We start from the raw sequence: 20315 nt of genomic DNA, 5'->3' as shown, positions 1-20315 counted from the left end.
TTCCCGTCGCACCGGGGCAGGCGGGCGCCGTGACCGGCCTTGGCCTTGAGACGACCGACCCTGAGACGACTGCCCAGGAGGCCGCACAGGCCGATGGCGCCGACGCCAGCGTCACCGAAGTGGCCTCGGCGACGCCGGTGACGCGCGAGGGGATGGTCGGTGCCTGGCGCGTTTCGACCCAGGGCGCCGACTGTCAGATGTTCATGGCCCTGACGCGCTGGTCGACCGGTTTCCGGGCCGCCTCGCGCGGGTGCCCGGGCGATGCGGCGAACGTCTCCTCCTGGAACATCAGCGGCAACCGCGTCGTTCTGAGCGATTCGGGCGGCAATCAGGTGGCGGCCCTGTTCTCGTCCGGCAGCGGCCGCTTCGACGGCCAGACGGCGAGCGGCCGCGCGATCAGCCTGGCGCGCTGACGACAAGCGGGGCGGCGGTGCCCGGACGGATCAGGCCCGGCGATTCAGTGGCCGCGCGCTATCGCGAACTGGTGCGCGAGGGCGCGATCAGCGACGATGCGGCGCAGCGCACGCTGGCAGACAGGCTCGATGCGCTGAACGGCGCCATCGCCTCCATGCGCCTTGCGTCGAAATCCTCCTCGCTGGGCTGGCTCTTCGCCAGGAAGGCGCCGCGCTCCGATCAAGTCCGGGGGCTCTACATTCACGGCGCGGTCGGGCGCGGCAAGACCATGCTGATGGACTTCTTCTTCCGCGCCTGTCCGGCCAGGTGCAAGCGGCGCGCCCATTTCCACGATTTCATGGCCGACGTGCACGACCGGATCGCCGGTCATCGCAAAGCGCTCAAGGCGGGCGCCGTCAAGGGCGACGATCCGATCCCGCCGGTCGCGCGCGCGCTCGCCGACCAGGCGCGCGTTTTGTGCTTCGACGAGTTCACGGTCACCGACATCGCCGACGCCATGATCCTGTCGCGCCTGTTCACCGCCCTGTTCGCGCGCGGCGTCGTGCTGGTTGCGACCTCGAACGTGCCGCCGAAGGCGCTTTACAAGGACGGGCTCAACCGCGGCCTGTTCACGCCGTTCATCGATGTTTTGGCCGCCCATGCCGACGTGTTCAGCCTCGACGCCGACCGCGACTACCGTGTGGGTCGGCTGGCGCAGACCAGACTGTATATGACCCCGCTCGGCCCCGCCACCGACATGGCGATGGAAGCGGCCTGGGTGAAGATCACCGGCGGCATCGCCGCGCCGCCGGCGCGCATCGACCTCAAGGGACGCCAGATCGCGGTTCCCGCCGCCATTGTCGATGCGGCGCGCTTCAGCTTCGCCGATCTGTGCGAAGCGCCCCTTGGCGCGCGCGACTTTCTGGCGATCGCCCGTCAATATCGCACGCTGATGGTCGAGAACGTGCCTGTCATGGCCGAAAGCCGGCGCAACGCGGCCAAGCGCTTCATCAATCTGGTCGACACGCTCTACGACAATCGCAACACGCTGATCGTCTCCGCCGATGCGCAGCCCGCAGACCTCTATCAGGCGACAAGCGGCACCGAGGCGTTCGAGTTCGAACGCACCGCATCGCGCCTGATCGAGATGCGCTCGGACGACTGGGTCGCCGGCGAAAAGCCCATGGGGCGGGCCTCATGGCGGCCGTCATGGCTTGATGACGATCGATTTTGTTGACGTTTACGTAAACATCATAACCGCTAAACGATTGAAATCATTGTTTACGAAAGTTTTGATTGATTTTTGATGCGCCATGGTTCAGGCCCTCGCACTGACGGGGGACAGCGCGGCCCTGCGGGACGTCCCTTGCGCAACGCATGAGCGGAACGAACGGAAAAACGGAACGAACGGAAAAGGCGCATGGCACGCAAAAAGATCGCACTCATCGGTTCCGGCATGATCGGCGGAACGCTCGCGCACATGATCGGCCTGAAGGAGATGGGCGATGTCGTGCTGTTCGATATCGCCGAGGGCATCCCGCAGGGCAAGGGGCTGGACATCGCCGAATCGGCGCCTGTCGACGGGTTCGACGCCCGCTATGCGGGCGCCAATTCCTATGAGGTGATCGAGGGCGCCGACATCGCCATCGTCACCGCCGGCGTGCCGCGCAAGCCGGGCATGAGCCGCGACGACCTTCTCGGCATCAATCTGAAGGTGATGGAACAGGTCGGCGCCGGCATCAGGAAATACGCGCCCGACGCGTTCGTCATCTGCATCACCAACCCGCTCGACGCGATGGTCTGGGCGTTGCGGAAGTTCTCCGGCCTGCCGGCCAACAAGGTGTGCGGCATGGCCGGCGTGCTCGATTCGGCCCGCTTCCGCTATTTCCTCGCCGAGGAGTTCGGCGTCTCCGTCGAGGACGTCACCGCGTTCGTGCTGGGCGGGCATGGCGACACGATGGTGCCGCTGACGCGCTATTCGACGGTCGCCGGCATTCCGCTGCCCGATCTGGTCAAGATGGGCTGGACGAGCAAGGGCAGGCTCGACGAGATCGTTCAGCGCACCCGCGACGGCGGCGCCGAGATCGTCGGCCTTCTGAAGACCGGCTCGGCCTATTACGCGCCCGCCGCCTCGGCGATCGCGATGGCCGAAAGCTATCTGAAGGACAAAAAGCGCGTCCTGCCCGTGGCGGCGCACCTGACCGGCCAGTACGGCGTCAGGGACATGTATGTCGGCGTGCCGACGGTGATCGGCGCGGGCGGCGTCGAGCGGATAATCGAGATCGACCTGAACAAGACCGAGCAGAAGATGTTCGACAAGTCGGTCGCGGCGGTGGCGGGCCTGTGCGAGGCGTGCGCCAACATCGCGCCGAACCTGAAATAGGCGCGGCGCCGGCGGGACGATCGGACCCCGGGGCGGCTTCGCACGCGGCCTTGCCGGCATGGCGCCGGAAGGCCGGTGGCGGTCAATCAGAAGAGGCGGACGCAATGAACATTCACGAATATCAGGCCAAGCGGCTCCTGCATTCCTACGGCGCGCCGGTGGCGCCGGGCGTGGCCGTCTATTCGGTCGAGCAGGCCGAGGAATGGGCGCAAAAGCTGCCCGGCCCGCTCTACGTGGTCAAATCGCAGATCCATGCCGGCGGACGCGGCAAGGGCCGGTTCAAGGAACTGGGCGAGGACGCCAAGGGCGGCGTGCGGCTGGCCCATTCGGTCGACGAGGTGGTCGAGAACGCCAGGGAGATGTTCGGCAACACGCTGGTCACCAAGCAGACCGGGCCGGCAGGCAAGCAGGTGGGACGGCTCTACATCGAGGACGGCGCCGACATCGACCGCGAGCTGTACCTCTCCATCCTGATCGACCGGGCGACGGGCCGGCCGGCCTTCGTCGTCTCGACCGAGGGCGGTATGGACATCGAGGCCGTCGCCGAGGAAACGCCCGACAAGATCACGACATTGCCGATCGACCCGGTCAAGGGCATGACCGATACCGACGCGCGCAAGCTCAACCGCGCGCTGAAGCTGACCAAGCAGGCGGCCAAGGACGGGCTGGCTCTGTTCCCGACGCTCTACGGGGCCTTCACCGAAAAGGACATGAGCCTTCTTGAAATCAACCCGCTGATCGTCATGAAGGACGGCCATCTGCGGGTGCTCGACGCCAAGGTCTCGTTCGACGGCAACGCGCTGTTCCGCCACCCGGACATCATGGGACTGCGCGATGCGGCCGAGGAGGACGAAAAGGAGATCGAGGCTTCCAGGCACGATCTCGCCTATGTCGCGCTCGACGGCAATATCGGCTGCATGGTCAACGGCGCCGGGCTGGCGATGGCGACGATGGACATCATCAAGCTCTACGGCGCCGAGCCCGCCAACTTCCTCGATGTGGGCGGCGGCGCGTCGAGGGAAAAGGTGACGGCGGCCTTCAAGATCATCACCGCGGACCCGAGCGTCAAAGGCATCCTCGTCAACATTTTCGGCGGCATCATGCGCTGCGACACGATTGCGGAAGGGGTGGTCGCGGCCGTCACGGATGTCGGCCTGAAGGTGCCGCTGGTCGTGCGGCTCGAAGGCACCAATGTCGATCAGGGCAAGGCCATCATCAACGAAAGCGGGCTGAACGTGATCGCCGCCGACGATCTGGACGACGCGGCCAAGAAGATCGTCGCGGCGGTCGCCGAGGGGAGCTGAATTTTATGTCCATTCTGATCAACAAAGACACCAAGGTGCTCGTGCAGGGCATGACCGGCAAGACCGGCACCTTCCACACCGAGCAGGCGCTCGCCTATTTCGGCACGAAGATGGTCGGCGGCATCCACCCAAAGAAGGGCGGCGAGACCTGGACCGCCGGCGAGGGCGCTGGCGACAAGGCCGGCACCGAACTGCCGATCTTCGCCACCGTCGAGGAGGGCAAGAAGGCCACCAAGGCCAACGCGTCCGTCGTCTATGTGCCGCCGGCGGGCGCGGCCGACGCCATCATCGAGGCGATCGACGCCAGGATCCCGCTCATCGTCTGCATCACCGAGGGCATCCCGGTGATGGACATGGTCAGGGTCAAGGCCAGGCTCGGCAAGTCCAGATCGCGGCTGATCGGCCCGAACTGCCCCGGCGTTCTGACGCCCGAGGAATGCAAGATCGGCATCATGCCCGGTCGCATCTTCAAGAAGGGCTCGGTCGGCATCCTGTCGCGCTCGGGCACGCTGACCTATGAGGCCGTCTTCCAGACGACGAACGAGGGGCTCGGCCAGTCGACCGCCGTCGGCATCGGCGGCGATCCGGTCAAGGGCACCGAGTTCGTCGACATGCTGGACATGTTCCTGGACGATGAGGCGACCCGGTCCATCATCATGATCGGCGAGATCGGCGGCAGCGCGGAGGAGGATGCCTGCGCCTGGCTGAAGGAGCAGGCGGACAAGGGCCGCAAAAAGCCGATGGTCGGTTTCATCGCCGGCCGCACCGCGCCGCCCGGGCGCACCATGGGCCATGCCGGCGCCGTCATCTCCGGCGGCAAGGGCGGCGCCGAGGACAAGATCAGGGCGATGGAGGACGCCGGCATCCGGGTTTCGCCATCGCCGGCGCAACTGGGATCGACCCTGGTCGAGGTGCTGAAGGGGTGACATCCAGCAGGCGGGTGCGCTGGCCGCTCCCGCCCTGCTCCTTCGCGGTTCGCCATCCATCCCCTCATGCTGAGGTGTGGGCGAGGCTAGCTTTGAGGCGACAGGGGATGAGTGTCTTGCACCCCAGGATGAGGGCGGGAGCGAAACGGGGACAACAGTGGCGCGGGGTCAGCCGCGCGACCGGGAAACCCAAGGGAGACGGGCAGCGCCCGTTCGAGTGACATATGGCACGCAAGGACCAGGCCAACGACATCTTCGCCGGAACCTCGTTCCTTTATGGCGGCAACGCGCTCTATATCGAGCAGATGCAGGCGCGCTACGAGGAAAATCCCGCCTCGGTGCCCGAGGAATGGCGCACCTTCTTTGAGGGCCTCGCCGACGATCCCGACGATGTGGTCAAGGTCGTGGACGGCCCGTCCTGGGAGCGCGACAACTGGCCGGTTTCGCCCAATGGCGAACTGACCTCGGCGCTCGACGGCGACTGGGGCGAGGTCGAGGCCCATATGAGCGGCAAAATTGCCGAAAGGGCGCGCGCCGAGGGCGTCGGCATCACCAACGAACAGCTCCTGCGCGCCACGCGCGATTCGGTGCGCGCCATCATGATGATCCGCGCCTACCGCATGCGCGGTCACCTGCATGCCGATCTGGACCCGCTGGGCCTTGCCGGCCACCGGGAGGACTATAACGAACTGCACCCTTCGGACTACGGCTTTCAGGAAAGCGATTGCAATCGGCCGATCTTCATCGACCATGTGCTCGGGCTCGAATATGCCACGATCTCCGAAATGCTCGCCATCCTCAGACGCACCTATTGCGGCACGATGGGGGTCGAGTTCATGCACATCTCCAATCCCGAGGAGAAGGCGTGGCTCCAGGAGCGCATCGAGGGGCCCGACAAGGGCGTGGCCTTCACGCCCAACGGCAAGAAGGCGATCCTGCAAAAGCTTGTCGAGGCCGAGGGCTTCGAGCAGTTCATCGACGTCAAGTACAAGGGCACCAAGCGTTTCGGCCTCGATGGCGGCGAGGCGCTGATCCCGGCACTTGAGCAGATCATCAAGCGCGGCGGCCAGCTGGGCCTTAAGGACATCGTGCTCGGCATGGCCCACCGCGGCCGGCTGAACGTGCTCACCCAGGTGATGGCCAAGCCGCACCGGGCGCTGTTCAACGAGTTCAAGGGCGGCTCGTTCGTGCCCGACGATGTGGAGGGGTCGGGCGACGTCAAATACCATCTGGGCGCCTCGTCGGACCGCCAGTTCGACGAGAACACGGTGCACCTGTCGCTGACGGCCAATCCCTCGCACCTTGAAATCGTCAATCCGGTGGTGCTGGGCAAGGCGCGGGCCAAGCAGGACCAGCTTGCCGGCGGCGCCCATCGGCCCGAAATCGTGCCGCTCGGCGAGCGCGTCGAGGTTCTGCCGCTGCTGCTGCATGGCGATGCGGCATTCGCCGGCCAGGGCGTGGTGGCCGAATGCTTCGGCCTGTCGGCGCTGCGCGGCCACAGGGTCGCCGGCTCGATCCACTTCATCATCAACAATCAGATCGGCTTTACGACGAACCCATACCTGTCGCGTTCCTCGCCTTACCCGTCCGATGTCGCCAAGATGATCGAGGCGCCGATCTTCCATGTCAACGGCGACGATCCCGAAGCGGTCGTCTATGCCGCAAAGGTCGCCACCGAGTTCCGGATGAAGTTCCACAAGCCGGTGGTCATCGACATGTTCTGCTACCGGCGGTTCGGCCACAATGAGGGCGACGAGCCGGCCTTCACCCAGCCGGTCATGTACCGCGCCATCCGCAAGCATAAGACGGCGGTGCAGATCTACTCCGAAAAGCTGATCGCGGAAGGCCATGTCACGGTCGATGAATTCGAGAAGATGAAGACCGACTGGCGCGAGCATCTGGAGATCGAGTTCCAGGCCGGCGACACATACAAGCCCAACAAGGCCGACTGGCTGGACGGCAAATGGTCGGGCCTTCAGCGCGCCGACAATCAGGACGAGCGCCGTCGCGGCAAGACCAACGTCCCGCTCAAGACGCTCAAGGAGATCGGCAGGAAGCTGACCGCCGTGCCCGAGGATTTCAACGTCCACCGCACGATCGGGCGTTTCCTCGACAACCGCGCCAGGATGATCGAGAGCGGGGCGGACATCGACTGGGCGACGGCCGAGGCGCTGGCTTTCGGCTCGCTGTGCCTTGAGGGCCATGGCGTGCGGCTTTCGGGCCAGGACGTCGAGCGCGGCACCTTCTCGCAACGCCATTCGGTCCTCTATGATCAGGAGACCGAGAAACGGTTGACGCCGCTCAACGAGATCAAGCCCGGCCAGGGCCGCTACGAGGTCATCAATTCGATGCTCTCGGAGGAGGCGGTGCTGGGTTATGAATATGGCTATACGCTCGCCGAGCCCAACGCGCTGACCCTGTGGGAAGCCCAGTTCGGCGATTTCGCCAACGGCGCGCAGGTGCTGTTCGACCAGTTCATCTCCTCGGGCGAGCGCAAATGGCTGCGCATGTCGGGCCTGGTCTGCCTTTTGCCGCACGGCTATGAGGGACAGGGGCCCGAGCACTCCTCGGCGCGGCTCGAACGCTTTTTGCAGATGTGCGCCGAGGACAATATGCAGGTCGCCAACTGCACGACGCCGGCCAACTACTTCCACATCCTGCGGCGGCAGCTCAAGCGCGAGTTCCGCAAGCCGCTGATCCTGATGACGCCGAAATCGCTGCTGCGCCACAAGCGGGCGACGTCGACGCTGGCCGAGATGAGCGGCGAGAGCGCGTTCCACCGCCTGCTGTGGGACGATGCCGAATATCGCAAGGACGAAGACGGCATCAAGCTCGTCACCGATTCCAGGGTTCGCCGCGTCATCCTGTGCACCGGCAAGGTCTATTACGATCTCCATGAGGCGCGCGCGGCGCGCGGCATCAACGACATCTATCTGCTGCGGATCGAGCAGCTCTATCCGTTCCCCGCCAAGGCGCTGATCACCGAACTGTCGCGCTTCAGGAACGCCGAGATGGTCTGGTGTCAGGAGGAGCCCAAGAACATGGGCGCCTGGGCGTTCGTCGATCCCTATCTGGAATGGGTGCTGGCCCATATCAACGCCAAGCACGCAAGGGTTCGCTACACCGGCCGGCCGGCCGCCGCCTCGACGGCCACCGGCCTTCTGGGCACGCACAAGGCGCAGCTCGAAGCGTTCCTCGAAGATGCGCTGGGCGAGTGAAACCAAAAGGCAATCACACACGCTTCAAAGTCCGGGAAAGAGACGATGGCAAAAGAAATCCGCGTACCCACGCTCGGTGAATCGGTCACCGAAGCCACGATCGGCCAATGGTTCAAGAAATCGGGCGAGGCGGTCGCCGACGGCGAGACGCTGGTCGAACTGGAAACCGACAAGGTGACGCTGGAAGTGCCCTCGCCGGGCGCCGGCACGCTTGGCGAGGTCGTCGCCAATGAAGGCGATACCGTCGAGGTGGATGCCCTGCTCGCGCTGCTCGACGAGGGCGAGGGGGCGAAGGCGGCAGCGCCTGCCGCCGAGGCGCCGGCCTCCGCCCCTGCGGCATCCGCGGCGGCCCCGGCCGGAACCGACATGCCGCCGGCGCCGTCGGCCGCCAAGATGATGGCCGAAAAGGGGCTTGCCGCCGATCAGGTCGAAGGGTCCGGCAAGCGCGGCCAGGTGCTCAAGGGCGATGTGCTCGATGCGATCGCAAAGGGAGCCGCCGCAGTGCCCGCCCCGGCGCCGGCGCCGCAGGTCGCCCGCGCCCCCTCGTCCCAGCAAGAGGCCGGGCGCGAGGAACGCGTGCGCATGACCAAGCTGCGCCAGACCATCGCGCGGCGGCTCAAGGACGCCCAGAACGTTGCGGCCATGCTGACCACCTATAATGAGGTGGACATGAGCGCCGTCATGGCGATGCGCAAGAAATACAAGGACCTGTTCGAGAAAAAGCACGCGGTCAAGCTCGGCTTCATGGGCTTTTTCACCAGGGCCGTCACCCATGCGCTCAAGGAGATCCCGTCGGTCAATGCCGAGATCGACGGCACCGACATCGTCTACAAGAACTATGCCCATATCGGCGTCGCCGTGGGCACCGACAAGGGGCTGGTGGTTCCGGTGGTGCGCGATGCCGATGCCATGTCGATCGCCCAGGTGGAGTTGGAGATCGGCCGGCTGGGCAAGGCGGCCCGCGACGGCAACCTGTCGATGGCCGATATGCAGGGCGGTACCTTCACCATCTCCAATGGCGGCGTCTACGGCTCGCTCATGTCCTCGCCGATCCTCAATGCGCCGCAGTCCGGCATTCTGGGCATGCACAAGATCCAGGAGCGCCCGGTGGCGATCGACGGCCAGGTGGTGATACGCCCGATGATGTATCTGGCGCTCAGCTACGATCACCGGATCGTCGACGGCAAGGAGGCGGTGACCTTCCTCGTTCGCGTCAAGGAGAGCCTTGAGGACCCCGAGCGCTTCGTGCTCGATCTGTGATCATCGGACAGCACTGAAGCCGCAGCAATAAAGAGGAAAATGATGGCTTATGACGTTGTGGTGATCGGCTCGGGACCGGGCGGCTATGTGTGCGCCATCAAGGCGGCGCAGCTCGGCCTGAAGACGGCGATCGTCGAGAAATGGCCGACGCTGGGCGGCACCTGCCTGAACATTGGCTGCATCCCGTCAAAGGCGCTGCTGCACGCCTCCGATGTCTTCCATGAGGCGGGCCACGGCCACAAGGCGCTCGGCGTCGATGTGGGCAAGCCCAAGCTCGATCTCAAGGCGATGATGGCGCACAAGGACGCCACCGTGAAATCCAATGTCGACGGCGTCGATTTTCTGATGAAGAAGAACAGGATCGACGTCCATCGCGGCACCGGTTCGATCCTCGGCGAGGGCAAGGTCAAGGTGACGCCCGGCGAAGGCGAGCCCACCGAGATCGACACAAGGCACATCGTCATCGCCACCGGCTCGGATGTCGCCGGTATTCCCGGCGTCGATGTCGCGTTCGACGAAAAGGTGATCGTCTCGTCGGAGGGCGCGCTGTCGCTGGGCAAGGTGCCGGGCAAGATGATCGTCGTGGGCGGCGGCGTGATCGGTCTGGAATTGGGTTCGGTCTGGTCGCGGCTCGGCGCCGAGGTCACCGTGATCGAATATCTGGACACGATCCTGGGCGGCATGGACGGGGACGTCGCGCGCCAGTTCCAGAAAATGCTTGCCAGGCAGGGCCTGACCTTCAAGCTCGGCGCAAGGGTGACCGACGTGCGCAAGGCCGGCAGGGGCGGCCATGTCACCTACGAGCCGGTCAAGGGCGGGAACACCGAAACGCTCGACGCCGATGTCGTTCTGGTCGCCACGGGGCGCAAGCCTTACACGGAAGGGCTGGGGCTGGCCAAGGCCGGCGTCGTCATGGACGATCGCGGCCGGGTCGAGATCAACGAGCACTGGCAGACCTCGGTGCACGGCATCTGGGCGGTCGGCGATGTGGTCAAGGGGCCGATGCTGGCCCACAAGGCCGAGGACGAGGGCATGGCGGTGGCCGAGCGCATCGCCGGCCGGGCCGGGCACGTGAACTATGACGTGATCCCCAATGTCGTCTACACCGAACCGGAAGTGGCCTCGCTTGGCAAGACCGAGGAGGAGCTCAAGGCCGACGGCGTCGACTACACGGTCGGCAAGTTTCCCTTCAGCGTCAATGGTCGCGCGCGCGCCACGCTGGCGACCGACGGTTTCGTCAAGATCCTGGCCGACAAGGCGACCGACCGGGTGCTCGGCGCGCACATCGTCGGCAAGGGCGCGGGCGATCTGATCCATGAATGCGCGGTTCTGATGGAGTTCGGCGGCTCGTCGGAGGACCTGGCGCGCACCTGCCATGCCCACCCGACCATGAGCGAGGTGGTGCGCGAGGCGGCGCTTGCGGCGGCGACGGGCAAGCCGCTGCATATGTAGGCAAATCCATGGCGGCATCTGTGCGCGCCATGATGAACCGTTTGTAAACCATGTCCTGCTTCAGTCGAGGCCCGAGGCATTTGAGCGATCTCGTCATCCGAACCGGTTCTGCTGCGTAGACGGCTTGACGGAATCGACCGACCACCGTCTTTGTTCCCGCAAGCGTCCGACAAGGAAATCAGCACCATGTTCAAGCACGTCTCCGGCGCCTGCGCCGCCCTTGTCCTCGCCATGTTCGCAGCGGCCGCGCCCGGCCTGGCGCAGGAGCGACCGGGAATCGATCTGGAACTTGGAGGCGGTGGCCAGTTCGCGCCGCGCTACGAGGGCGCTTCGCAGATCCTGGTCACGCCCTATCCGATCGTTCGCATCAAGCGCCTTACACTGCCAAACGGTTTCCAGCTCGGCGGCCGCAAGGGCGGGGTTTCGATCGGGCCGTCCTTTGCCGTTCGCGGTGAACGCACCGCCGCCGACACGCCGGCCCTGACCGGTCTTGCCGATGTCGATCTGGCGATCGAGTTCGGGCTCGAAGCCGGCTACGAGGCTGACCATTTCCGCCTCCACGCCAGCCTGCGGCGCGGGTTTGGCGGCCATGAGGGCTGGACCGGCGAAGCGGGCGCCGATGTCGTCGTCAGACCGCGTCCGGGCCTGAAAGTCCATGCCGGCCCCCGACTCTCCTATGCGGATGCGACCTATGTCGACACCTATTTCAGCGTGCCCGCCGGAACGGCGGGGTTCGCCGCCTTCGATGCCGATGCGGGTATCAAATCCTGGGGCGTTGAGACGGGCGTGCGCTACGACGTCAGCGCCGGATGGGCGGTCGAGGGGCTTGCCGCCTATGAGCGGCTGACCGGTGATGCGGGCGCCTCGCCCGTCACGGCCCTGGGCAGCCGCGACCAGTATCGCTTCCGGCTGGGGCTGGTGCGCAAGCTCCGGATCGACTTCTGACCGCGCTCGCCCGCGCCCCACGCTGCGTCGAACCGCTCGTCTGCGCGGCCGCGTGCCGGGCGCGGCCGTCGGGCGTTTACAAGGCCGCCCGCGCCCGCTAACAGTGATCTGTCGACAGGGGTGCCCCGTGATGCCGGGGCTGAGATGCGGCGCGCAAGCCTGCGGACCCTCAAGCTGATCTGGATAATGCCAGCGGAGCGAGGCGAGCCATGTTTTCCGGCGCACAAGTGTCCCTGTACCCCATGTCCGACGATTTCGTCGGCATCATCACGGGCGCGCTCAAGGCGCTCGATCCTCATCGCGACCATCTGCGGATCGAGACAGACGATATCTCCACCCTGGTGGTCGGACCGCCGCAGATGCTGTTTGCCGCCATGCGCGACCTGTTCGTCTCCGCCGCCGCGACGGACGCCCATTGCGTCTTGTCGGCGGCCGTCTCGCGCGGCTGTCCCGGCGAGCCGGACGATCCGATCTGCACGCCGATCGCGGGCCGGATGTCGGACGAGCCGCTCGAACGGCGCGCCGCCGCTGCCCTGGAAGCGGTCAGGGCGGCACCCCGGACGGGGCGGCACGTCGCCTGCCAGTTCTCGCTCTATCCGCTCGGCGCCGACCATCATATGGACGAGATCTATGGGTGTATCGGCTTTCTGAAGGGCTCTGGCGTCTTCGACCGGTCCAAGAACTTCTGCACCAGGCTCTGTGGCGACGCCGGCGCGGTGTTCGCCGCGCTGGGCGAGGCGTTCGTCCGCTTCGGTCCGGCGAGCGGCCATGTCGCGCTCGACGTAACGGTATCGGCCAACAGCCCGACCCGTCCCTGAACGCGCGTCGTGCGTTGCGGCGCTCTTGTTCCCCCAACTTCCTCACGAAAGGGGCATGCCATGACCGGAAGCAATCTTTGGACCTTGCGCGAAACGCTGATCATTGCCGTCCTCGGCGCGGTCTTCGGCGTTCTCTATCTGGCCTGGGTGCAAGTGTGGCTCATCGCCCAGGCCGTGTTCGGCCCGGTCACCATGGATGTGGTCATGGGCTTCTGGTTCATCGTCTCGATGATCGCGGCGGCGATCATCCGCAAGCCGGGCGTTGCCCTGACCTCCGAGGTGCTGGCGGCGGCCACCCAGGTCCTGCTCGGCTCGCCTGCCGGCTTGATCCTGCTGCTCTCGGGGCTGGTCCAGGGGGCGGGCGCCGAGGCTGTCTTCGCGGCCACGCGATGGAAGCGCTACTCGCTGCCGGTGCTGATGGCGGCCGGCGTCGGCGCGGCGGTGTTCTCCTTCATCTATACGTGGATCCGCTTCGACTATGGCGATCTGGCGCCGACGCTGCTGGTGGTCATGTTCACGCTGCGCTGCCTGTCGGGCGCGCTGCTGGGCGGCCTGCTCGCCTGGATCGTCGTCAACGCCCTCTACAGGACCGGCGTTCTGTCCGGCCTCAGGATCGATCATGACCGTCGCGCGACGGCCGCCGCTTGACGTTGCCGGGCCCGTGCCGCTTGCGTGGTGGGATCGCGTCACGGTGCGCTATCCCTACGCGCGGCGCGCGGCGGTCGGCCCTGTGTCGCTTGCGGTCCGGCCCGGCGAGCGCATGCTTGTGCTCGGACCGTCCGGCTCGGGCAAGTCGACCCTTCTGCAGACGCTGACCGGCATCGTGCCGCAATCGGTGCCGGCGGCGGTCACTGGCCATGTCCGCCTCGACGGCCGGTGCGTTGCGGACCGAAGCCCGGCCGGCTGGGCCGACACGGTCGCCCAGTTCTTCCAGGACGCCGACCGCACGCTCACCGGCCTGTGCGTGGAGGACGAGATCGCCTTCGCGCTCGAAAACCGCGCCATGCCGGATGATGAGATCGCACGGCGCGTCGAGGCGGTGATGGCGCAGGTCGGCTTGCCGGCGCACTGGCGGACGCGGCGCACCTCGACATTGTCGGGCGGCGAAAAGCAACTTGTCGCCCTTGCCGCCACGCTGGTCGCCGAAGCGCCCATCTTCGTGGCCGACGAGCCGACGGCCAGCCTCGCGCCGGCGGCGGCGAACCGCGCATACGATCTGCTGCTTCAGACCGGCGGAGAACAGGCCGTGCTGATCGTCGACCATCGCCTGGACGCGATGATCGAGGCCGTCGACCGTGTGGCCGTCATCGGCGATGACGGCGCCCTGATCGCCCAGGGCGCACCGGCGCCCCTGTTCCGGGCGCATGGCGACCGGCTCGATTCCCAGGGTATCTGGACACCCCTTGCCAGCCGTCTGGACCTGGCCCTGCGCAAGGTCGACCTTGCTCCGCCCACCGCGCCCTTGCGCCTTGAGACGCTGCTTGCCCATCTCGATGCATCGGACGGTGCCTGCCGGGCACGCGCGCGCGCCGCGCTCGCCGATGTGGCCGCCCCGCTCGGTCCGCCGACGCGGTCGCCCGGCCGCCCGGTGGCGGCGCTCGCAGGGGCCGACTGCGCGCCGCTGTTCGGCCCGGTCGTGCTGCGCGATATCTCGATGGAACTGCGCGCCGGCGAGGTGGTCGGCCTCATCGGCGCGAACGGCGCGGGCAAGTCGACGCTGGGCGCGACCCTTGCCGGCCTGCTGCGGCTGAAAGGCGGAACACGCACCGGGCCGCCCGGCGCGATCGCCTTTCAGAACCCCGAAAGCCAGCTTCTGGAGGCGAGCGTGCGCGAGGAGATCGCCGCCGCCCTGCCCGGCGGGGGGGATGCCGCGCGGATCGGCGCCATCGCCGAACGGTGGAGCCTGGCCGGTGTCCTGCCGCAGCACCCCTATGAATTGTCGCAGGGCCAGAAGCGGCGGCTGACCCTGGCCTGCCTGACGGCCACCGGCCGCTGGCCGCTGCTCGTGCTCGACGAGCCGACGTCCGGGCTCGACGCGCGCGGTGCGGACATGATCGCCAGGGCTGTCGACGATCTGGCGCGCCAGGGGCGGGCGGTCGCGATCGTCACGCACGATATGGCCTTTGCGTTGGCGGTGTGCGACCGGATCGTGCTGCTTGCCGGCGGCGGCATCGCCGCCCAGGGCCCGCCCGCAACGCTGCTGCGTGACCGCGCCCTTCTTTCGGGCGCCGATCTGGCGCCGCCGCCCGTTCTGGCGCTTCTTGACTGGCTGGATGGTGGGCCGTGCTGAGCGTGCTGCACCCGCTGCCCAAGATGGTGGTCTGCCTGGTCTGGATCGCCGCATCGATCCTCGTGTTCGATCTCCAGTTCCAACTCGTCACGATCGGGCTCGCCGCCGGGGCGCTGATCCTCATCGAGCGCCGCGCGCCCCTCTTCGTCCTTGCTCTGATGATCCCGTTCGCCCTGTTCGGCTTTGGCTTTTTCACCACCAGCGTGCTGTTCCGCCAGGACAGCGCGTTCGCGTTGCAGATGGCCGACGAAACGCCGTTCGGCGCGCCCGCCGCCTCGGCCGGCCTTGTCCTGTTCTTCCGGGCGATCGCCTGCGGCATGGTCTCGGCTCTGTTCGCCCTGACCACCGATCCGGGCGCTTTGATCAAGGCGCTGATGGTCCATTGGCGCCTGCCGCCCTCGGTGGGCCTTGCGCTGTTTCAGGCTTTGCAGCTTGTCCCCGATCTCGGCCGCGAGATGCAGACCATACGCCTTGCAAGGGCCATGCGGCGCGGCCGGCCGCCGCGCCGCATTCCCGGACCCGCCGAGATGATCTCGCTGATCGTGCCGCTGCTCGCCTATGCGATCCGCCGCGCCGGCCGCTCGGCGCTCGCCATGGAAGCGCGGGGGCTCTCGCCGGGGACAAAGCGCACCGTCATGAATCCGCCGCAGCTTTCAGGGCGTGACGGCGCCTTCGTCGTCGCAAGCGGGACGATGCTCCTGCTGGCGCTTATGCTTTCCGCATCGCTCTGAACGCGGCGATGCGGGACCGGAGCTTCAAACCCATCCGCGATAGAGCGGATGATCGGTGGCGACGGGCAGGGCGACCGTCGCGCCGGTGCGCGCCGAATGGTAGGCCGCCGTCACAAGCTCGACCGAAGCGCGCGCGTCGGCGACCGTCACCGGCAGCGGCGCCCCTTGCGTCAGCGCGGCGTGAATGCCCCGGAACTGGCCTTCGTAACGCTCGGCGGCCGGCGCGAAATCGGACAGGGCCGTTGCGATCGCCGCCGCCGCCTCGCCATCGGCCGGCAGGAACGTCCAGGGTTCTGCGTCGGGCGCGTAGGGCTCGGTGTTGCTTTCCACCGTCACCCTTTCGAAGCACAGGCGCAGGCGCGTGTGCTGGACGGCCGCGCCCAGCGTGACCGAGAGCGCGACCAGGCCGCCATCGGCCATCTGAAGCGAGACGACGGCGCAGTCCTCGGTCTCGATCGGCACCACCCGCGTCGCCGTGCGGGCATGCACGCTTGCCACGGGGCCGAGCGCGTGCACGACAATGTCATGGGCGTGGATGGCATGGGTGACGAGGCACCCTCCAAGCTCGGTGGCGAAGCGGCCGCGCCAGGGCACCGCGTAATAGTCCATCCCCCGGCGCCAATGGGTTTCGACGGTTGCCAGATAGAACTTGCCGAGCACGCCCCTGTCGCGCAGATGCAGGAACTTCTGAAGACCCGTGCCGAACCGGTACTGATAGATCGGCGACACCGAAAGGCCGCAGGCGCGCTCCAGTTCGGCCAGGGCATCGATCTGGGCGAGCGAGCCGGCGAGCGGCTTTTCGCACACCACATGCTTGCCGGCCCTCACCGTCGCCTCGGCCTGCGCCGCATGCAGGCCGGACGGCGTGCAGATATGGACGATATCGACGTCCTGCCGCTCGACCAGCGCGTCGAAATCCGTCAGCGCGGCCGGAATGCCATAATCGCGGGCGATCGCGTCCGCGCGCTCCCGGTCGATGTCGCAAAAGGCGGTGATCTCGAACAGATCGGGAAGCTGTTTGAGGGCGCCCAGATGCGCCTTGCCGATGCCGCCGCCGGCCACACCGACCCGCAACCGCGCCGTTTCCTGTCGTTTCATGCTGTTCCCATTTCCTGGTTCCGTCCCGTCGTGGCGGCCGCTCATGGATCGGGCGGCCGGGGCGTGGCGCAACTCGAACGCGCAACGATCGTGCCCCCGCGTTCCGAGCGACGGGCCGGACGTGCGGCATCGACGGCGATCGGTCGAAAAAGACGGTGACCATGGCCAGCGCGCTTGCGCCCGTGATGTCGCGCGCGAGAGTGCTGGACCATGACCGTCCGTTTTTCATCGCCCGCGTCAAGGCCCAGGCCGGCGAGCGCGGTCCGGAACATTTCGGGCGCCGGTTCCAATACCCCACATCGCCGGAAATGGCATGGGTTTTAAAACGTGCTCCGATATCCGCTTCACCGGCCTGACGATCATCGACGCGCCCATGTGGACAACCCACCTGACCGGCTGTCGCGACAGCATGGTCGATTGCCGCTGGACCCGGAGCGGCTTCTGGGGCAGAATCCATACGAAATCCCATGAAAATTCGTACAGAAGCCGCTCAAGACTGCCCCTAGAGAGCCGGCAATGGGGCCTCTAGCCTCGGTAGTCGAGCCTTTTTTCCGGTATGGCCGGCGGATCTGGCGGGTCCGGACGCACGCGCCGGACGCAAGGGAGGACATGATGGCGATGGCAGCCGAGGCGCCCCGGGCGGCGGCCAACCTTTTATCCGTTCGCGGCCTCGACAAATATTATGGCGGGCTGCGGGCGCTGAACGCGGTCGATCTCGATATTCGCAAAGGCGAGATACTGGCGCTCGTCGGCGACAATGGTGCCGGCAAGTCGACCCTGATCAAGGCGCTCTCCGGAGCGCTTCAACCCGATGGCGGCGAGATCGTGCTGGAGGGCAAGGCGGTCGATCTTCGCGCGCCGCGCGATGCGACCGAGCGCGGCATCGAGACGGTGCACCAGAACCTTGGCCTTGTGGACACGCTCAACGTGCCCGAGAATGTGTTCCTCGGACGCGAGATCAAGACCAGGCTGCTCGGCCTTTTCCCGCAGCTCGACCATCGCGAGATGCGCCGGCGGACGCGCGATCTGCTCGACCGGTTCGCCATCGGCCTGCCGACCCTGAACCAGCCCGTGCGGCGCCTGTCCGGCGGCCAGCGCCAGACGATCGCCATAAGCCGCCTCCTTCTGGCCGAGCCCAAGCTTCTGATCATGGACGAGCCGATGGCCGCCCTTGGCGTCGACGAAGGCGGCAAGGTGCTCGACCTGGTCGTCAGGCTGCGCGAGGAGGGGCTGACCGTCCTGATCATCAGCCACAATCTGGAACATGTCTTCAAGATCGCCGACCGTGTTGCGGTGATGAAGAACGGCAGGCTGGTCGCCGCCATCCCGACCGGGGAGACGACGCGCAAGGCCATTGTCGGGCTGATCACGCTGGGCGCATCGGGCGCGCGCGAGGAGGATCGCAAATGGCTCTCGTGACGTCGACACCGGCCACCAAGGGCAAATCCATCGGAGGGTCGGACCGGCGCTTCAGCCTGGAAGGCGTCGGCCTGACGCTCGTGGTCTTGGCACTGGCGCTCGTGTTCGCCTGGATCAATCCGCGCTTTGCGACCCTGTCCAACCTGGCCAACGTGCTGACCCAGTCCTCGACCTATGTGATCGTCGCCATGGGCATGACCTTCGTCATCTCCAAGGCGGGTATCGACCTGTCGGTCGGCTCGCTCCTGGCGCTCGTGACCTGCGTGTTCTTCGCCATGGTGGATGGCGGCACGCACTGGTCGCTGGCCCTGGCCGCCATGTTCGCGCTGGCCGTCGCGCTCGGCGCGCTGAACGGCGCCCTCGTTGCCTTCCTTGCGATCCCTGCCCTGATCGCGACGCTGGGAACCATGGTGGCGTTTCGCGGCGCCGCGCTCCTGCATTCGGCGGGCGAACTCTATTTCGGCCTGCCCGCGCCGATCGTGTGGCTCGGCCAAGGCACGGTCGCTGGCGTTCCGGTGCCGATCGTGATCGCGGCCCTTTTCGTCGCGTTCAGCTACTGGCTGTTCAACCACGCCGCCTTCGGCCTGCACGTGCGTGCCGTCGGCGGCAATCGCGAGTCCGCCCGGCTTGCCGGCATTGGCGTGCAGCGCATCGAGGTCGCCACATACGCGCTGATGGGGTTTGCGGTCGCGCTTGGGGGCCTTTTGTGGATGGCGCGCATCGACGGGACCCAGGCGACGATGGGCACGGCCATGGAAATCCATGTCATCGCCTCGGTGATCATCGGCGGCACCAGCCTGTTCGGCGGCAGGGGCACGATCTACGGCAGCCTTCTGGGCGCGATCCTGCTGAGCATGCTGAACAACGCGCTGGTGATCGCCGGTGTCGAGTTCTTCTGGCAGCTCGTCGCCATCGGCGTGATCGTGATCGCCGCCGTCACCATCAACAATTTCCGCGAGAACCGGATTGCCTGGCTCGGCCGGCCTGGCGGCGGCCGCCGCAAACCGGCCGGGAACGGGACGAGCGACTGACAGCGCAAACCGCTTCAATGGGAGGAAAACCGATGAGAATGTTTCGCCGCAACGTGCTGGTGGCGGCGGCCGCCGCCGTCGCCCTTTCGATGGGATCGCCCGCCAAGGCGCAGGCCGAGGCGATCGAAATCGCCTATCTGTCGCCATCGTTCGACATTTCCGATGCCTGGGAGCGCGTCTACTGGTCGATGCGCGGGCGCCTCGACGAACTCGGCGTCGACTATGACGTTCAACTGCTTGCCGTACCCAATGCGACCGATCATGCCGGCCAGCTCGCCCAGGTGGAATCGGTCATCCAGAAGGGCGTGGACTATGTCATGCTCGGGGCGACCGAATATGAGGCCGCCGTGCCGGCACTGCGCCAGTTGAGGGCGGCCGGCATTCCGGCCGTCGTCTACAACTTCCTCGAACCGCACGCGGACGAGGATGTGCGCGGCCTGCAATATATCGCCTTCGACCACGAAGAGGGCGGCCGGCTGGCCGGTGTCTGGGCCGCGCTGCAACTCAACGGCGTCGGCAAGGTCGCTGTCCTGCAAGGCGTTCCCGGTGTCGTCAGCGACAAGCGCATGGGCGGCTTCACCTCGGTGGTCGAGCAGTTCCCCAACATCGAGATCGTGGTCGGCATGCACACCGACTTCGACCGCATCAAGGCGTTCGAGGCGACGCAGAACCTGCTTGCGGCGCACCCCGACCTCGACGTGATCTACGGTGTGTCCACCGCGGTCGGCCTGGGCGCCGGCCAGGCCGTGCGCCAGGCGGGCCGGTCCCACGAGGTCATGACGATCGGCTTCGGCGGCACCGGGGACGAGATCACCGCGATGGGTGAGGGCTGGCTCAGCGCCTCGCCTTTGCGTTCCATCGACGACAGCGGCGTTGCCGTGGCCGATGCGTTCGTCGGCCATATGAACGGCCAGGACGTGCCCGAGGTCTGGTCCGGTCCGTTCATCATGATCGACGCCAGTTCCGATGCGGACGAGATCGTCGCCCACGCCAACCGCTATTCGCGGCCGGCCATGGGCCGCTGACCGCGGCGCCTCGGCGGCCGAA

The 20315-nt window shown here is 66.7% G+C and carries 18 protein-coding genes and 1 riboswitch; of the genes, 17 read left to right on the top strand and 1 reads right to left on the bottom strand.

What is annotated here, in order from left to right:
* The 13 genes from AC5E6L_RS01385 to AC5E6L_RS01325 form a co-directional block, all read left to right on the top strand.
* Nucleotides 1-413 (top strand): AprI/Inh family metalloprotease inhibitor (locus tag AC5E6L_RS01385; RefSeq protein WP_491770740.1); only part of this gene is annotated, 413 nt, incomplete at its 5' end.
* A 47-nt stretch (nucleotides 414-460) separates the two neighbouring features.
* Nucleotides 461-1630 (top strand): cell division protein ZapE, encoded by a 1170-nt coding sequence (zapE, locus tag AC5E6L_RS01380; RefSeq protein WP_491770738.1) that lies wholly within the window; start codon nucleotides 461-463, stop codon nucleotides 1628-1630.
* A 183-nt stretch (nucleotides 1631-1813) separates the two neighbouring features.
* Nucleotides 1814-2776, top strand: coding sequence for a malate dehydrogenase (gene mdh / locus AC5E6L_RS01375; RefSeq protein ID WP_491229412.1), 963 nt, complete (start codon nucleotides 1814-1816; stop codon nucleotides 2774-2776).
* 104 nt (nucleotides 2777-2880) lie between these two features.
* Nucleotides 2881-4080, top strand: a complete 1200-nt coding sequence (gene sucC, locus AC5E6L_RS01370) for an ADP-forming succinate--CoA ligase subunit beta (protein WP_491770735.1) — start codon at nucleotides 2881-2883, stop codon at nucleotides 4078-4080.
* 5 nt (nucleotides 4081-4085) lie between these two features.
* Nucleotides 4086-5006 carry a succinate--CoA ligase subunit alpha gene (sucD, locus tag AC5E6L_RS01365; RefSeq protein WP_491770733.1) on the top strand — a complete coding sequence of 307 codons (921 nt, stop codon included), beginning with the start codon at nucleotides 4086-4088 and terminating at the stop codon, nucleotides 5004-5006.
* Nucleotides 5007-5230: 224 nt separating this feature from the next.
* The gene (locus tag AC5E6L_RS01360) at nucleotides 5231-8224 is read left to right on the top strand and encodes a 2-oxoglutarate dehydrogenase E1 component (protein WP_491770731.1); all 2994 of its coding nucleotides are present in this window, start codon (nucleotides 5231-5233) and stop codon (nucleotides 8222-8224) included.
* A 45-nt stretch (nucleotides 8225-8269) separates the two neighbouring features.
* Nucleotides 8270-9484: a 2-oxoglutarate dehydrogenase complex dihydrolipoyllysine-residue succinyltransferase gene (gene odhB, locus AC5E6L_RS01355; RefSeq protein WP_491231027.1), complete on the top strand. Its 1215-nt coding sequence runs from the start codon at nucleotides 8270-8272 to the stop codon at nucleotides 9482-9484.
* Nucleotides 9485-9526: 42 nt separating this feature from the next.
* Entirely contained in the window at nucleotides 9527-10936 is a 1410-nt protein-coding gene (gene lpdA, locus AC5E6L_RS01350; RefSeq protein ID WP_491770729.1) for a dihydrolipoyl dehydrogenase, read from the top strand.
* A gap of 186 nt (nucleotides 10937-11122) precedes the next feature.
* Nucleotides 11123-11881: a MipA/OmpV family protein gene (locus AC5E6L_RS01345; RefSeq protein ID WP_491230298.1), complete on the top strand. Its 759-nt coding sequence runs from the start codon at nucleotides 11123-11125 to the stop codon at nucleotides 11879-11881.
* A 106-nt stretch (nucleotides 11882-11987) separates the two neighbouring features.
* A riboswitch (TPP riboswitch) is annotated at nucleotides 11988-12099 on the top strand.
* Nucleotides 12091-12699, top strand: a complete 609-nt coding sequence (locus AC5E6L_RS01340; RefSeq protein WP_491230297.1) for a YkoF family thiamine/hydroxymethylpyrimidine-binding protein — start codon at nucleotides 12091-12093, stop codon at nucleotides 12697-12699. Its footprint overlaps the riboswitch before it by 9 nt.
* Nucleotides 12700-12759: 60 nt before the next feature.
* Nucleotides 12760-13347: an ECF transporter S component gene (locus tag AC5E6L_RS01335; protein WP_491770726.1), complete on the top strand. Its 588-nt coding sequence runs from the start codon at nucleotides 12760-12762 to the stop codon at nucleotides 13345-13347.
* Nucleotides 13319-14989 carry an ABC transporter ATP-binding protein gene (locus tag AC5E6L_RS01330; protein ID WP_491770724.1) on the top strand — a complete coding sequence of 557 codons (1671 nt, stop codon included), beginning with the start codon at nucleotides 13319-13321 and terminating at the stop codon, nucleotides 14987-14989. Before AC5E6L_RS01335 ends, AC5E6L_RS01330 begins: the two co-directional genes overlap by 29 nt.
* Nucleotides 14983-15720 carry an energy-coupling factor transporter transmembrane component T family protein gene (locus AC5E6L_RS01325; protein ID WP_491770722.1) on the top strand — a complete coding sequence of 246 codons (738 nt, stop codon included), beginning with the start codon at nucleotides 14983-14985 and terminating at the stop codon, nucleotides 15718-15720. Before AC5E6L_RS01330 ends, AC5E6L_RS01325 begins: the two co-directional genes overlap by 7 nt.
* A 24-nt stretch (nucleotides 15721-15744) precedes the next feature.
* Here the strand turns inward: AC5E6L_RS01325 and AC5E6L_RS01320 are convergent, their stop codons facing one another.
* Nucleotides 15745-16818, bottom strand: coding sequence for a Gfo/Idh/MocA family protein (locus tag AC5E6L_RS01320; protein ID WP_491770720.1), 1074 nt, complete (start codon nucleotides 16816-16818; stop codon nucleotides 15745-15747).
* Between the two features lie 161 nt (nucleotides 16819-16979).
* Between AC5E6L_RS01320 and AC5E6L_RS01315 the strand changes: the two genes are divergently transcribed.
* The 4 genes from AC5E6L_RS01315 (at nucleotide 16980) to AC5E6L_RS01300 (ending at nucleotide 20293) form a co-directional block, all read left to right on the top strand.
* Entirely contained in the window at nucleotides 16980-17174 is a 195-nt protein-coding gene (locus AC5E6L_RS01315; RefSeq protein ID WP_491228410.1) for a hypothetical protein, read from the top strand.
* A 256-nt stretch (nucleotides 17175-17430) separates the two neighbouring features.
* Complete coding sequence (locus AC5E6L_RS01310) at nucleotides 17431-18237, top strand: ATP-binding cassette domain-containing protein (protein ID WP_491770717.1); 807 nt, start codon at nucleotides 17431-17433, stop codon at nucleotides 18235-18237.
* Entirely contained in the window at nucleotides 18225-19268 is a 1044-nt protein-coding gene (locus tag AC5E6L_RS01305; RefSeq protein WP_491770715.1) for an ABC transporter permease, read from the top strand. Before AC5E6L_RS01310 ends, AC5E6L_RS01305 begins: the two co-directional genes overlap by 13 nt.
* Nucleotides 19269-19300: 32 nt before the next feature.
* Nucleotides 19301-20293 carry a substrate-binding domain-containing protein gene (locus AC5E6L_RS01300; protein WP_491770713.1) on the top strand — a complete coding sequence of 331 codons (993 nt, stop codon included), beginning with the start codon at nucleotides 19301-19303 and terminating at the stop codon, nucleotides 20291-20293.
* The last annotated feature ends 22 nt before the right edge of the window (nucleotides 20294-20315 follow it).

This window comes from Roseitalea sp. (assembly GCF_984466335.1).
The sequence above is the reverse complement of the archived record's forward strand: the minus strand, read 5'-3'. Positions and strand labels throughout refer to the sequence as shown.

Coding starts and splice junctions, on each gene's coding strand:
- mdh (WP_491229412.1), top strand. CDS start 1,814: ATGGCACGCAAAAAGATCGCACTCATCGGTTCCGGCATGATCGGCGGA.
- sucC (WP_491770735.1), top strand. CDS start 2,881: ATGAACATTCACGAATATCAGGCCAAGCGGCTCCTGCATTCCTACGGC.
- sucD (WP_491770733.1), top strand. CDS start 4,086: ATGTCCATTCTGATCAACAAAGACACCAAGGTGCTCGTGCAGGGCATG.
- AC5E6L_RS01360 (WP_491770731.1), top strand. CDS start 5,231: ATGGCACGCAAGGACCAGGCCAACGACATCTTCGCCGGAACCTCGTTC.
- odhB (WP_491231027.1), top strand. CDS start 8,270: ATGGCAAAAGAAATCCGCGTACCCACGCTCGGTGAATCGGTCACCGAA.
- lpdA (WP_491770729.1), top strand. CDS start 9,527: ATGGCTTATGACGTTGTGGTGATCGGCTCGGGACCGGGCGGCTATGTG.
- AC5E6L_RS01345 (WP_491230298.1), top strand. CDS start 11,123: ATGTTCAAGCACGTCTCCGGCGCCTGCGCCGCCCTTGTCCTCGCCATG.
- AC5E6L_RS01340 (WP_491230297.1), top strand. CDS start 12,091: ATGTTTTCCGGCGCACAAGTGTCCCTGTACCCCATGTCCGACGATTTC.
- AC5E6L_RS01335 (WP_491770726.1), top strand. CDS start 12,760: ATGACCGGAAGCAATCTTTGGACCTTGCGCGAAACGCTGATCATTGCC.
- AC5E6L_RS01330 (WP_491770724.1), top strand. CDS start 13,319: ATGACCGTCGCGCGACGGCCGCCGCTTGACGTTGCCGGGCCCGTGCCG.
- AC5E6L_RS01320 (WP_491770720.1), bottom strand. CDS start 16,818: ATGAAACGACAGGAAACGGCGCGGTTGCGGGTCGGTGTGGCCGGCGGC.
- AC5E6L_RS01315 (WP_491228410.1), top strand. CDS start 16,980: ATGGCCAGCGCGCTTGCGCCCGTGATGTCGCGCGCGAGAGTGCTGGAC.
- AC5E6L_RS01310 (WP_491770717.1), top strand. CDS start 17,431: ATGGCGATGGCAGCCGAGGCGCCCCGGGCGGCGGCCAACCTTTTATCC.
- AC5E6L_RS01305 (WP_491770715.1), top strand. CDS start 18,225: ATGGCTCTCGTGACGTCGACACCGGCCACCAAGGGCAAATCCATCGGA.
- AC5E6L_RS01300 (WP_491770713.1), top strand. CDS start 19,301: ATGAGAATGTTTCGCCGCAACGTGCTGGTGGCGGCGGCCGCCGCCGTC.